Here is a 13,474-nt window from a genome sequence, read left to right as displayed (position 1 = left end):
GTGGGGGATGGGGTAATCGGCAGCCCGCCGGCCTTTGGAGCCGGGAAGTCTCGGTTCGAGTCCGAGTCCCCCAGCTGTCCGACCGCAGCGACGCCGAGGAGACCCGTGAGCCAGCAGGAACCGTCCACGACCGACGCCGGGGCACCGGCGGTCGCCGCCGTCGTCGTGCTGGCCGCGGGTCAGGGCACCCGGATGCGCTCGGCCACCCCCAAGGTGCTGCACGCCCTCGGCGGCCGGTCGATGCTCGGTCACGTCCTCGCCGCCTGCGAGCCGCTCGGGGCGGCCACCACGGTCGTCGTCGTCGGCTCCGGGCGGGACCAGGTCGAGGCGCACCTGGCCGAGGTCGCTCCCGCCGCGCTGCCGGTCGTGCAGGAGGAGCAGCGCGGCTCGGGGCACGCGGCGCAGGTCGCGCTGGCCGCCGTCCCCGAGGTCGAGGGGCCGGTGCTGCTGGTGAACGGCGACGCGCCGCTGCTGCGCGTCGAGACCGTGACCGACCTGGTGGCCGAGCACGTGCGGGCGGGCAACGCGCTCACCGTCCTCACCGCCGAGGTGGACGACCCGACCGGGCTCGGCCGCATCGTCCGCGACGGCTCCGGCGCGGTGACCGCGATCGTCGAGCAGCGCGACGCCACCCCGGGGCAGCGCGCCATCCGCGAGATCAACGCCGGCGTCTACGTCGGCGACGCCGCGGCGCTGCGCAGCGGGCTGTCCCGGATCAGCGCGGACAACGACCAGGGCGAGCTGTACGTCACCGACGTGCTCGGCCTGCTGGTCGCCGACGGCGCCCCGGTCGGCGGCGCCCGGGCGGTCGACGCCGACGACGTGCTCGGCTGCAACGACCGGCGCGAGCTCGCCGCCCGCCGGCGCACGCTCAACGACCGCGTGCTGGACCGGCTGATGGTCGAGGGGGTCACCGTCGTCGACCCGGCGACCACGTGGGTCGACGTCACGGTGACCGTGGAGCGCGACGCCGTCCTCGAGCCCGGCACCCACCTGAAGGGGACGACGTCGGTGGCCAGCGGCGCCGTCGTCGGACCCGACACCACGCTGGTCGACTGCACCGTCGAGGCCGGCGCGAGCGTCGTCCGCTCGCACTGCCTGGGCGCCGTCGTGGGACCGGAGGCGACCGTCGGCCCGTTCAGCTATCTGCGGCCGGGCACCCGGCTGGCCGCCGGGGCCAAGGTCGGCGCCTTCGTCGAGGTGAAGAACACCCAGGTGGGCGAGGGCTCGAAGGTGCCGCACCTGTCCTACGTCGGTGACGCCACCATCGGCCGGGGCGCCAACGTCGGCGCGGCCACGGTGTTCGTCAACTACGACGGCGTGGACAAGCACCGCACGACCATCGGCGACCACGTGCGGATCGGCTCGGACACCATGCTCGTGGCGCCGGTCACGGTGGGCGACGGCGCGTACACGGCAGCGGGGTCGGTGATCACCGACGACGTCCCCCCGGGTGCGATGGGGGTCGCACGGGCGCGGCAGCGGAATGTGGGAGGCTGGGTGCGCCGCCGTCGGCCCGGGACCCCTGCCGCGGAGGCCGCGGCAGCGGCCGAGAGCCGGGCGGAGGCCTCCGGGGATCCCGGGGCGGACCACGACAGCTAGGGACATCGACAGCCGATGAGCGCGATCCGGCAGACCACCAACAAGAGCCTGATGCTCTTCTCGGGCCGGGCCTACCCCGCCCTGACCGAGGAGATCGCCGGGCACCTCGGCGTCACGCCCACGCCCACGGCCTCCTACGAGTTCGCCAACGGTGAGCTGTTCGTGCGGTTCGAGGAGTCGGTGCGCGGCTGCGACGCCTTCGTGGTGCAGAGCCACACGGCGCCGATCAACACCTGGCTCATGGAGCAGCTGATCATGGTCGACGCGCTCAAGCGCGCCTCGGCCAAGCGGATCACCGTGGTCGCCCCGTTCTTCCCCTACGCCCGCCAGGACAAGAAGCACCGCGGCCGCGAGCCGATCTCCGCCCGCCTGGTCGCCGACCTGTTCAAGACCGCCGGCGCCGACCGGCTCATGGCCGTCGACCTGCACACCGCGCAGATCCAGGGCTTCTTCGACGGCCCGGTCGACCACCTCTTCGCCCTCGACCTGCTGGTCAACCACGTCAAGGAGCGCTGGGGCGACCGCGACATCACCGTCGTCTCGCCGGACTCCGGGCGGGTGCGGGTCTCCGAGCGCTGGAGCGACAAGCTCGGTGGCACCCCGCTGGCCTTCATCCACAAGACCCGCGACCCGCTGGTCGCCAACGAGGTCGTCGCCAACCGCGTGGTCGGCGAGGTCGAGGGCCGGGTCTGCATCCTGGTCGACGACATGATCGACACCGGCGGCACGATCGTGAAGGCCGCCGAGACGCTGTTCGACGCCGGCGCGGCCGACGTCATCGTCACCGCCACCCACGGCGTGCTGTCCGGCCCGGCCGCCGAGCGGCTGTCCAACAGCAAGGTCAGCGAGGTCATCGTGACCAACACGCTGCCGATCCCGCCCGAGCGGCAGTTCGACAAGCTGACCGTCCTCTCGATCGCCCCGCTGCTCGCCCGCGCGATCAAGGAGGTCTTCGAGGACGGCTCGGTCACCAGCCTCTTCGACGGCGCCTCCTGACGCTCGGGTAGTCTGTGCACCGTTGCCCGGCGAGGGAGCGGTCCACCTGCTCCGTGATCGACGTGCGTGTGCTCCTTCGGGGGTGTGCTGCGCCTGATCGCCGGCCCACGCAGACCCGACTTCTAGGAGCACACCACCGTGGCTGACTTCCGTCTCGAGGCCGAGACCCGCACCGAGTTCGGCAAGGGTTCCGCCCGCCGCACCCGTCGCGCCGGCCGCGTCCCCGCCGTCCTCTACGGGCACGGCCAGGACGTCGTCCACCTGTCGCTGCCGGCCCGCGAGTTCGCCGCGGCGCTGCGCAACGGTGGCGCCAACGCGCTGCTGACCATCGTCCTGGACGGCAAGGAGCAGCTCGCGCTGACCAAGGCCGTGCAGCGCGACCCGCTGACCCGCGTGCACGAGCACGCCGACCTGCTGCTGGTCCGCCGCGGCGAGAAGACCACCGTCGACGTGCCGATCGTCGTCGTCGGCGAGCCGGCGCCGGACTCGATCCCGAACCACCAGCTCAACACCGTCTCGATCGAGGCCGACGCCACGAAGCTGCCCGACAGCATCGAGGTCGACATCACCGGGCGCGCCGCGGGCCAGAACATCACCGCCGGCGACCTCGTCCTGCCCAAGGGCTCGACCCTGATCACCGACCCCGAGGCCATGGTCATCGGCTTCCTGGGCGCCCCGACCGCCGAGGCCCTCGAGGCCGAGCTCGCCGAGGCCGAGGCCGAGGCCGGCATCGAGCGCGAGGAGTCCGATGCGGCCGCCGAGGGCGCCGGCGAGGGCGACGTCGTCCCCGAGCCGTCGGCCCAGGGCAGCGGCGAGTCGATGGACGCGGCGGAGAACTCCGCCGACAACGGCTGAGACCGACCCTGAGCGAGAGCACGTCCCGCGGGGGCGCCGGCACCGCCGGCGCCCCCGCGGCGTCCGCCCCCAGCGAGGGGCCGTTCCTGATCGCGGGGCTGGGCAACCCCGGCCCCGGCTACGCCGGCAACCGGCACAACGTCGGCGCGATGGTGCTCGACGAGCTCGCCGCCCGCGCCGGGCTGAAGCTCACCGCCGGCAAGGGTGCCCGCGCCCGCGCGCTGTCGGGGGAGGGGCGGCTGGCCGGCCGCCGCGTCGTCCTCGCCCGGCCGCTGACCTACATGAACGAGTCCGGCGGCCCGGTGCGCGGCCTGCTGGACTACCACAAGCTGCCGGCGACCGACCTCGTCGTCCTGCACGACGAGCTCGACATCGACTTCGGGGTCGTGCGGCTCAAGCGCGGCGGCGGGGAGGGCGGGCACAACGGGCTGCGCTCGATCACCCGCTCCACCGGGACCAAGGACTACCTGCGGGTCCGCGTCGGCATCGGCCGCCCGCCCGGTCGCCAGGACCCGGCCGACTTCGTGCTCAAGGACTTCTCCGCGACCGAGCGCAAGGAGCTCGACCTCCTGATCGCCGAGGCCGCCGACGCCACGGAGGAGCTGCTGACCCGCGGCCTCGAGGCGGCGCAGAACGTGGTGCACCCGCGCAGCTGACGCGGAGGCCTCCGCCACCCGACCGGGGGCGGAGGGGAACCACCAACGGGTGAAGAGCCCCCGTTCGCGTTGACCCTGCACGTCACGCTCGGTGACCCTGTACTCGGCGCCGATGCCGCCCCGGCCGCTCTTCCGCAGGCGAGCAGGGGCCGCGGAGGTGCCCTCGACACTCGGGTGTGACCGAGGGTAGTGACACGGGGGGAACACGTGCTGGCTGACCACGAACAACTGACGCGCGACGTCCTACCGACGCCGCGGGCACCGCTGGCTGCTGCGCCGACGCCGAGTCTCGGCCCCGCCGCCAGGCGGCGGGCGACGTCCTCCTGGGTCCGCCGGTACTCCGCCGGGCTCGCCGTGGCCGAGACGCTCGCCGCGGCTGTGGCCGCCGGCGCCGTCGTCGCCACCCGCCCCGCCGCCCTCGACGCCGCCGGGCCGCTGTTCTGGGCCGCGCTCGCCCTGCCGCTGACCTGGTCCCTGCTGCTCGCGCTCACCGGGGCCCACGAGGAGCGGGTGTTCGGCGCGGGCAGCGACGAGTACCGCCGGGTCGGCACGGCCGGTTTCGCGGTTCTCGCCGTCGCGGGCTTCGTCTCCTACGCGGCGGCTCTCGATCTCAGCCGGGCGTTCGTCGTCGTGGCGGTGCCCGCGCTGACCGTCGCCACGCTGATGATCCGCTACGCCGGTCGCATCTGGCTCAACCGGCGCCGCGCGGCGGGGCGGTGGACCAAGCGGGTGATCGTGGTCGGCCGCGGTGGCGCCGTCCTCGACCTCGTGGAGTCCTTCCGCCGGTCGACCCACTCCGGGCTCGACGTGGTGGCCGCTTGCGTGCCGCCGGCCGACCGCCACCGGGTGGGCCGGGCGGCCGCGGTCCCCGTCGGGGGCCTGGACGACGTCGTCGCGATGGCCGACCGGCTCGACGCCGACACGATTGCGGTCACCTCGGCGAGCGAGACCGCGGCGCAGTACCTCCGGCGGCTGTCCTGGCAGCTGGAGGGGACCGGCATCGAGCTGCTCGTGGCGCCGGGGCTGATCGAGGTGGCCGGGCCGCGACTGCACATCCGCCCGTACGACGGCTTCCCGCTGCTGTCGGTGGAGCAGCCCCGCTTCGAGGGCTGGCGGCGCGTCGTGAAGGGCGGCGTGGACCGCGGGCTGGCGGCGTTCCTGCTGCTCGCCGCCGCGCCGGTGCTGGTCGTGATCGCGCTGGCGGTCGGGCTCTCCTCGCCGGGGCCGGTCCTCTACCGCCAGGAGCGGGTGGGCCTCGGCGGCCGCACCTTCACCATGCTCAAGTTCCGCAGCATGGTGGTCGACGCCGAGCAGCGCCTGGAGGCCCTGCGCGACGCTAACAACTCCGACGGTCTGCTGTTCAAGATGAAGGCGGACCCGCGGGTCACGCCGGTCGGCCGGTGGCTGCGTCGGTTGTCCCTGGACGAGCTGCCGCAGCTGCTCAACGTTCTGGGCGGCTCGATGTCGCTGGTCGGCCCGCGCCCGCCGCTGCCGCGCGAGGTCGCGGGCTACGACGAGGTCGTCCACCGGCGGCTGCTGGTGAAGCCCGGCCTCACGGGTCTCTGGCAGATCTCCGGGCGCAGCGACCTGTCCTGGGACGAGGCGATCCGGCTGGACCTGCGCTACGTCGAGAACTGGTCGCTCGCCCTCGACGCGCAGATCATCTGGAAGACCGCGCGCGCCGTCCTCACGTCCTCCGGTGCCTACTGAGGTGGTCGCGACCCATCCCGCCACCCTCGCCGAGCTGGTCGTCTGGATGGCCGAGGACGCCCGGGTCAATCGGCGTCGCGGCGGCGGGCTGAGCGTGCTGGCGGTCGCCATCGTCCGGATCGCGCAGTTCGGTGCCCGGGCGTCCGGCCCGGCCGCGCGCGTGGCGCGGCTGGTGGCCCTCCCGCTGCTGGCCGTGGCCCGGCTCCTGCTCGGCTGCGAGATCCCCGCCGACCTGGCCTGCGGCCGTCGGCTGGTGCTGGCCCACGGGGGGCGGGGCGTCATCGTCGTGCACGGCGCGGTGCTCGGTGACGACGTCGTCATGGCGCCGTACGCGTCCGTCGGCGCGGCGTACCCGACACCCGGGGCCCCGGTCATCGGTGACCGGGTGTACCTCGGCGCCCACGCGACGGTCCTGGGGCCGGTGACCATCGGCGACAACGCCTTTCTGGGCGCCCGCGCGCTCGTGCTGCAGGACCTGCCGGCCGGTGCGGTGGCGCTGGGCACCCCGGCCGAGGTCCTGGAGGGCTCCGCGGCGTAGCCGCACCGCTGCCGTCGTGTACCCCGCACGAGGGAGCCGCTCCCGGCAGCGCTGGGGTCACCCCCGTCCCGCTCGGAGAATGGTGTCCATGCCGGCCGACGTCCCCTTCACCCTGCTCGTGGTGTGCACGGGGAACATCTGCCGGTCGCCGGTGGCCGAGCGGCTCGGCGCCGCGCACCTCGAGCGGGTCGCCGCCGCGGGCGGGCCGGTGGTGGCCCTCGCCAGCGCCGGGGTGCGCGCGGTCGTGGGCGCCCCCGTGGACCCGGCCAGCGCCCGTGCGCTCGAGCGGCTCGGCGCGTCCGCGGACGGGTTCCGGGCCCGGCAGCTCACCGAGCAGCTCGCGGTCGGCGTCGACCTGACGCTGACGATGACGCGTGCCCACCGCGCCGAGGTGCTGGCCCGCGCCCCGCGCGCCATGGCCCGCACCTTCACGCTGCGCGAGGCCGCCGGTCTGCTCGGCCTGGTCGACCCGGCCGAGCCGCTGCCGGACAGCCCCGAGGACCGCATGCGCGCCCTCGTCGCGCGGATGGCGGCCATGCGCTCCCGGCGCCCCAGCGGATCGGACGACGACATCGCCGACCCGGTGGGCCGGGACGACGAGGTGCACCTCCGGACCGCGCAAACCATCGCGGATGCGCTGCTCCCGCTGCTCGACCGGCTGGTCCCGGTCGGCGACGAGCGGGCCGCCGGGACCCCTCGGTGACCGGACCCCACCCCGACCTGCCCGCTCTCGGCCGGCGCGGCTTCGTCGCGGCGCTGGTCGGTGGCGCGGCGGCGGGCGCGGCCACCGGCGCCGGGGTCGCCCGGCTGTCGGCCCCGGACGTCACCCTCACCGAGGGCCCGCCGGTCGGGGCGACCGTCCTCGCCGGTCGGGGCATCGACCCGACGGGGACCGACGACAGCACGACGGCGCTGCAGCGGCTCGTCGACACTGCGGGCGAGGGCGCCGCGCTGTGGTTGCCCGCCGGCCTCTACCTGGTCGACGGACTCGTGCTCGCACCGGGGCAGTCGCTGGCCGGCCCCCTGGCGCGCTCCTACACCGGGACGGCCGGTCACGGCGCCCGGCTGCGCGCCCGCACGCCTGGCCAGCGGGAGCCGGTGCTCACCGTCGGCGCGAACGGCCGGCTGAGCGACCTGACGGTGTCGGGCAACGGGCGCAACCAGCCCGCCGTCCGCCCCGGCGGCTTCCTCGTCGTCGTCGAGCGGGTGACCATGGTCGAGGGGTCGGTCGGCTACGACGCCGACTACACGAGCGGCAACGTGCTCAGCGACTGCCAGATCCACGAGAACGGCACCGGCATCGCCAACCTCGTCGACTCGCTCGTGCAGACCACGGCGATCAACGCCAACGACGGCGACGGCGTGGCCCTCGGCCCGGGGGCCAACGACAACGTCTTCCAGGGCCTGAAGATCGAGTGGAACGCCGGGCACGGTCTCCAGGCGTTCCAGGCAGAGCACAACCTGGTGGTCGGCGGGATCGTGGACCGCAACGGCCGCACCGGGCTGCGCTTCGTCGAGTGCGGGCACAGCGCGGTCGTCGGCTCGGTCCTGCGCCGCAACGGCCGCCTCGCGCAGGGATCGGACGACGACTGCCACATCTTCCAGCAGGACTGCACGGGCCTGGTGGTCACCGGTGTGGTCACCAACTCCGGGGGTGACGACGACGGCGGCGGCTACGCGTCCCCGGCGGTCGCGGTGCGCCGGCGCGGGGGGAGGGACCTGGTCCTGACCGGCAACGACCTGACCGGCCGGACGGGGTCGGCCGTGGACGACGACGGCTCGCAGACCGCGTTGCTGAATGCCGGTGTGGCCGGGGTGCAGACGGCCTCGGGGACGCGCGTCCGCGTGGGGACCGCCGACCTGGTCGTGGACCCGGCCGCGTCCGCATCCGCGGCGTTCGACCTCGGGCCGTCCTCCCGGGACGACGCCGGCACCGCGTACCGGCTGCTTGTCGTCGCCCGCGACCGGGGGAGCGGGGCCCGGACCGCCGCCGAAGCGGTGCTGCTCGTGTCGCGGGACGACGGGGACGCCGAGGTCGCGGTCGGTGCGCTCGCGGACCGGATCGGCTCCGGGGCCGCCGAGCGGTTCTCGCTGCGCGCCACGGTGAGCGGGAACGGCGGCGAGCTGGCCGTCACCCTGGGCAACGCGGGGGCGGTCCCGGTCCAGGTGCGGCTCGAGCTGACCTGACCCGTTCGGGGTGCGCGGGCCCGGCGTTCACGCGAACCGGTGACGTCGGCTGCTTATGCTGACGCGAATCGTCCGGGAAAATGGAAGAGGTCAGCGTGGTCACGAGCGCCCGCACGCGTCGCGCGACCATTTCCCGGCGGCCGCGGAATTCGCGGGTGCGCGCATTCGTGGCCGACCATTCCGGGGCCAGCGGATCGGAGAAGCTGCTCTACGGGGCGCTCCTGCTGCTCGCCGTCGTCGGCATCGCCTCCCCGGGCCGGTTCAGCTCCGTCCCGGCCGGTTCGCTGCTCGAGCTCACGTTCCTGGGCACCGCGGGCCTCCTGGTGCTCCGCTCGCCCCGGGTGCGCCCGGCCGGCTGGGCGCTGCTGCTGGTGGGCGGCTTCTACGTCTTCCTCAAGACGCTGCTATGGGCGGTCTACAGCGACGCCGCCCTCCCGGACTTCCTGCAGGCGTACAAGGCGTTCTTCTACCTGGTCGCCCTGGGTTTCCTCGTCGGCAAGCAGGTGTTCGACGGCCCGCGGCTGGCGCAGTTCAGCACGCTGCTGATCGGCGCCTTCCTGGTCAAGTACGGCTACTCGGTGGCCCTGGGGCTGGCCGACCGCCCCGGCATCTACATCGAGAACAACTTCGAGCTGATCATGCTCATGGGGCTGTTCTACCTGTCGTGGCCGTGGCTGGGCGCCCGCCGGAACCTGGTCTTCCTCGCGCTCGCGTTCATCGTCCTCATCTCCGGGTCGCGCAGCGCGGCGCTGGGGCTCATCTGCATCTACCTGCCGCTGTTCGTGCGCACGAGCAACCGCACCTGGCCGCTGCACGTGGCCGGGGCTGGAGCCGTCGGCTACGCCGTCTTCTGGCTGTTCAGCAGCCGCGCCCAGCAGGACGCCGGCGCCCGGCTCGACCGCCTGGTCTTCATGGACACCTTCCGGTACGAGGTGCGCGACTGGCCGATCTGGGAGTTCCTCACCGGCTCGTTCCCGCTCACCCCGTTGTCCCCGGGCAGCTGCGGCAGCCTCCGCTTCTACGAGGCGCTGTTCAGCTCGAGCGACCCGGGCGTCTGCTACTCCGTGATCCTGCACTCGTACTTCCTGCGCGCCTTCTTCGACCACGGTGTCCTCGGGCTGGCGCTGCTCTACGTGCTGGTCTGGATCGGCCTGCGGCGCTCGGGCGTCCCGCTGCGCGACACCCTGGCGCTGCTCGCGCTCATCTCGGTGAGCGGCCTGTCGGTGTCGGCGTTCAACAACGTCTTCGTGGCCATCACCCTCGGCGTCGCCATGGCCCTGGACCGCAGCGCGGCCCCGGTCGAGCCGGCGACGGACCCGCCGGTCGGCGGACGGCCCTTCCCCCGCAGCGCGGTCCGGGCGCGCTAGAGGCGGGCAGGACGACGGCTGGGCACCCCGCGGGTGCGGGGGTGCCCAGCCGGTCGCGCGGCGCCCGGGTCAGAGCGCCCGGGTCAGAGCGCCCAGGCGCGGACCTCGGCCAGACCGGCGTTCGACGTCCAGTCGCTCACCCCGACCAGGGTGATGCGGACCGTCGTCGTCAGCCGGGCCGGGAAGGTGACCAGCAGGCCCTCCCCGTCGTTGGGCAGCGCCGGGACGGTGACCGTGGAGCCGTCCGAGAAGGTGAGCAGCGCGGCCGTCACCTGGTCGTACTCGCTGATCCGGTCGTGCAGCACCAGCTGGTGCAGCTGGACGGCCTCGGTCCAGGAGAGCTCCAGCCAGGCGCCCTCGCGCTCACCGAGGCTGACCCACTCGGCGGAGACCACCCCTGGGTAGCCGTCGACGAGGCCGTCGACGGCCGACCCGGCCAGCTGGCCGTGCTCCGCAGTCTCCGACGACGCGGTGACGGTGGCCAGCGAGGTCACGTCGGTGCCCGTGGGCAGCTCCGGCTCGGGCTCGGGCTGCGGCTCGGGCTCGGGCTGCGGCTCGGGCTCGGGCTGCGGCTCGGGCTCGGGCTGCGGCGCGGGCGCCGGGTCGGGCGCGGTGCCCCAGGCCTCGAGCTCGGCGAGCCCGACCGACCCGGTGAACTCGCCCACCGAGGTGATCGTGATCCGCAGCGACGTCGTGGTGCGCGCCGGGAAGCTCACCTGCACCCGGCCGCCGGTCGGCTGCAGCGCCGGCACGGCCACCGTCGAGCCGTCGTCGAAGGTGATCGTCGCGCCGGTGACGTTGTCCCACTCGTTGACCCGGTCGTGCAGCACGACCCCGTCGAGCTCGGCCGGCCCGCTCCAGGTCAGCTGCACCCAGGCGCCGACGGTCTCGCTCAGCGACGCCCACTCGGCGGTGTGGTCGCCGGGGAACCCGTCGACGACGCCGTCGACGACCTTGGCCGCCAGCTGGCCGTTCTCCACGTTCTCGCTGGAGGCGGTGACCGTCGCCTTCGGGGCGACGTTGGTGCCGCTCAGCGGCTCGGGCTCGGGCTCGGGCTCCGGCTCGGGCTCGGGCTCCGGCTCGACCGGGGTCGCGTCGGGGGCGGTGCCCCAGGCCTCGAGCTCGGCCAGGCCGACGTTCGACGTCCACTCGCCGACCGCGGTCACGGTGACCCGGAGCGAGGTGGTGATGTGCGCCGGGAACGTCAGCTGGAGGTCCGAGCCGCCGTTGTCCAGCGCCGGCACCGCCACGGTCGAGCCGTCGTCGAAGGTGATCGTGGCGCCGGTGATCCGGTCGGAGTCGTTCGGCCGGTCGTTGAGCACGACGCCGGTGATCTCGGCCGGGCCGCTCCAGGTCAGCTGCACCCAGGCGCCCACGCCCTCGCCCTCGGTGGCCCACTCGGCGGTGTGGTCGCCGGGGTAGCCGTCGACGACGCCGTCGACCACCTTGGCGGCCAGCTGGCCGGTCTCGGTGTTCTGCGAGGAGGCGGTCACTGTGGCCTTGGCCGCCACGTTGGTACCGCTCAGCGGGAGCGGCTCGGGCCCGGGCAGCGGGTCAGGAGCAGTGCCCCAGGCCTCCACCTCGGAGAGCCCGGCGTTGGAGGTCCAGCCGCTCACGCCCGTGACGGTGATCCGCAGCGAGGTCGTCGTCCGCTCCGGGAAGGACACCTGCACGCCCGCGCCGCCGTTGTCCAGCAGCGGGACGGCGACCGTGCTGCCGTCGTCGAACGTGAGCAGGCCCGAGGTGACCTGGTCCGAGTCGTTGGGCCGGTCGTGCAGGACGACGCCGTTGAGGGTGGCGGGGCCGCTCCAGGCCAGCTCGATCCAGGCGCCGGTGGTCTCGCCCAGCGACGCCCACTCGGCGGTGTGGTCGCCGGGGTACCCGTCGACGACGCCGTCGACGGCCTGGGCGGCCAGCTGACCGGTCTCGGTGTTCTGGCTCGAGGCGGTCACCGTCGCCTTGCCGGCGACGTTGGTCCCGGTCAGGACGACCGGTTCCGGCTCGGGCAGCGGGTCGGGCGCGGTGCCCCAGGCCTCGAGCTCGGCCAGGCCGGCGTTGCCGGTCCACCGTCCCACGGAGGTGACGGTGACCCGCAGCGTCGTCGTCGTCTTCTCGGGGAAGGCGACGGTCAGGCCGGCACCGCCGTTGTCCAGGACGCCGGCGTCGACGGTGGAGCCGTCGTCGAAGGTGATCGTGGTGCCCGTGACCTGGTCCCACTCGTTGACCCGGTCGTGCAGGACGACGCCGTTGAGGGTGGCCGGGCCACTCCAGGCGAGCTCGATCCAGGCGCCCACGGTCTCCCCCGCGGTGACCCACTCCGATACCAGGTCACCCGGGTGCCCGTCGACGATGCCGTCCACGGCCTTCGCCGCGGTCTGCTGCCACTCGGCGTTCTCCGAGGAGGCGGTCGCGGTCGCCTTGCCGGCCACGTTCGTGCCGGTCAGCTCGGGCGTGGGGACCGGGGTCTCGCCGACGGTGTGCGAGCGGGGCAGCCACTCGCCCTCGGCGCCCCAGGCGCACTCCTCGGCCGAGGCGCACATGCCCGGGTCGTGCGGGGCGTAGGCGAAGAACGCGTCCTGCTTGGCGGTGAGGTCGGCGCCGGAGACGTTCTCGGGCAGCTCGGTGACCGGGTAGCCGTAGTACCCGCTGAGCGCGGCCGAGGGGGCGTGCTCGCTCTGCGCCTCGTGCGCGAAGCGGCCCACCGTGTAGTGGTCGCTGTGGTCGCCGTCGCCGTACTCGTGCTCGTAGTCCAGCGTGCGGACGGTCCGGGCACCGGTCATGAGCGCGCCGAGGGTGCTCACCAGGTCCGACCGGGTGTACGCGCGGGAACCGTCGAGGGCCGGAAGCACGTCGGTCTCGCCGACGTAGAGCTGCTGGAGGCTCGAGTAGTCGGAGCGCTCGCTGCCGGTGCCGTCGGGGAACCCGTCGGGCAGCCGCAGGAAGGTGAGGGTGACCGACGGGTCCGCGGTCAGCGTCGAGCGCGTGACCGTGCCGCCCGGGACCGCCACCTGCGCGGTGGTCCAGGCGTTCGCGACGCCGGCCATCTGCGCGTACGCCGCCCGCACGCCGACCTCGCGCTCGCGGTAGTAGCTGTCCGGGCCGCCGGCGTCGCCGGAGGTCACGTACACGGTGTCCGAGCACACCCCGGAGCGGATGTCCCGGACGATCGCCGGGTTGACGAAGAGCAGGTCGTCGTCCGGGTGGGCCACGACGTTGACCGACCCGCCGGTGCAGGTCGCGGCGCTCGCGGCCGGCGCCACGAGGCTCATGGCCGCCAGCGCGGCGAGCACCACCAGGGCGCGCAGCGGACGGGCGACGGGACGACGGGCGGCACGCGCGACCACGGCGGTCGGCGTGCTCAGGAACCTCGGGCGAGCCACGATCTTCATTCCCCCTGAGCTGATCTCGGCACGAAGACACGGAACGTAATCACCGGATCGGGGGCGATCGGCGGGATCCCGCGGTTTTGCGCCCGGTCGGGTGACGTCCCGGCCCGCTCCGGGCCACGCAGAGTGAGATCCGGGCCGCTTCGGGCCGTTTTCGACGGCCATTCCTGGATTTCC

10 protein-coding genes and 1 tRNA gene are annotated in these 13,474 nt (G+C 74.1%); 10 read left to right on the top strand and 1 reads right to left on the bottom strand.

Annotated elements, in window-relative coordinates:
• Window position 1 precedes the first annotated feature (1 nt).
• The 10 genes from DQ241_RS09235 (at window position 2) to DQ241_RS09190 (ending at window position 9,911) form a co-directional block, all read left to right on the top strand.
• A tRNA-Gln gene (locus tag DQ241_RS09235) sits at window positions 2-74 on the top strand.
• 31 nt (window positions 75-105) lie between these two features.
• Entirely contained in the window at window positions 106-1,602 is a 1,497-nt protein-coding gene (glmU, locus tag DQ241_RS09230; protein WP_113829864.1) for a bifunctional UDP-N-acetylglucosamine diphosphorylase/glucosamine-1-phosphate N-acetyltransferase GlmU, read from the top strand.
• Window positions 1,603-1,617: 15 nt separating this feature from the next.
• Window positions 1,618-2,598, top strand: a complete 981-nt coding sequence (locus DQ241_RS09225) for a ribose-phosphate diphosphokinase (protein WP_113829863.1) — start codon at window positions 1,618-1,620, stop codon at window positions 2,596-2,598.
• Between the two features lie 138 nt (window positions 2,599-2,736).
• Window positions 2,737-3,453 carry a 50S ribosomal protein L25/general stress protein Ctc gene (locus DQ241_RS09220; protein WP_113829862.1) on the top strand — a complete coding sequence of 239 codons (717 nt, stop codon included), beginning with the start codon at window positions 2,737-2,739 and terminating at the stop codon, window positions 3,451-3,453.
• 86 nt (window positions 3,454-3,539) lie between these two features.
• The gene (gene pth, locus DQ241_RS09215) at window positions 3,540-4,109 is read left to right on the top strand and encodes an aminoacyl-tRNA hydrolase (RefSeq protein WP_199584280.1); all 570 of its coding nucleotides are present in this window, start codon (window positions 3,540-3,542) and stop codon (window positions 4,107-4,109) included.
• 354 nt (window positions 4,110-4,463) lie between these two features.
• Complete coding sequence (locus tag DQ241_RS09210) at window positions 4,464-5,819, top strand: sugar transferase (RefSeq protein ID WP_113829860.1); 1,356 nt, start codon at window positions 4,464-4,466, stop codon at window positions 5,817-5,819.
• Window positions 5,809-6,357, top strand: a complete 549-nt coding sequence (locus tag DQ241_RS09205) for a DapH/DapD/GlmU-related protein (protein ID WP_147252354.1) — start codon at window positions 5,809-5,811, stop codon at window positions 6,355-6,357. The genes DQ241_RS09210 and DQ241_RS09205 overlap by 11 nt, the downstream gene beginning before the upstream one ends.
• A gap of 88 nt (window positions 6,358-6,445) precedes the next feature.
• A complete protein-coding gene (locus DQ241_RS09200) occupies window positions 6,446-7,060 on the top strand; it encodes a hypothetical protein (RefSeq protein WP_158545906.1) in 615 nt (204 codons plus the stop codon).
• A complete protein-coding gene (locus DQ241_RS09195) occupies window positions 7,057-8,544 on the top strand; it encodes a right-handed parallel beta-helix repeat-containing protein (protein WP_113829857.1) in 1,488 nt (495 codons plus the stop codon). The genes DQ241_RS09200 and DQ241_RS09195 overlap by 4 nt, the downstream gene beginning before the upstream one ends.
• 167 nt (window positions 8,545-8,711) lie before the next feature.
• The gene (locus tag DQ241_RS09190) at window positions 8,712-9,911 is read left to right on the top strand and encodes a hypothetical protein (protein WP_113829856.1); all 1,200 of its coding nucleotides are present in this window, start codon (window positions 8,712-8,714) and stop codon (window positions 9,909-9,911) included.
• Window positions 9,912-9,994: 83 nt separating this feature from the next.
• Here the strand turns inward: DQ241_RS09190 and DQ241_RS09185 are convergent, their stop codons facing one another.
• The gene (locus DQ241_RS09185; protein WP_158545905.1) at window positions 9,995-13,291 is read right to left on the bottom strand and encodes a PIG-L family deacetylase; all 3,297 of its coding nucleotides are present in this window, start codon (window positions 13,289-13,291) and stop codon (window positions 9,995-9,997) included.
• Between the last annotated feature and the right edge of the window lie 183 nt (window positions 13,292-13,474).

The organism is Blastococcus sp. TF02A-30, from assembly GCF_003319185.1.
In the GTDB taxonomy this organism is placed as follows: Bacteria; Actinomycetota; Actinomycetes; order Mycobacteriales; family Geodermatophilaceae; genus Blastococcus.
The sequence above is the reverse complement of the archived record's forward strand: the minus strand, read 5'-3'. Positions and strand labels throughout refer to the sequence as shown.

Bases quoted from the DNA above. Each gene is read 5' to 3' on its own strand.
- DQ241_RS09225 (WP_113829863.1), top strand. From the start codon at position 1,618: ATGAGCGCGATCCGGCAGACCACCAACAAGAGCCTGATGCTCTTCTCG.
- DQ241_RS09200 (WP_158545906.1), top strand. From the start codon at position 6,446: ATGCCGGCCGACGTCCCCTTCACCCTGCTCGTGGTGTGCACGGGGAAC.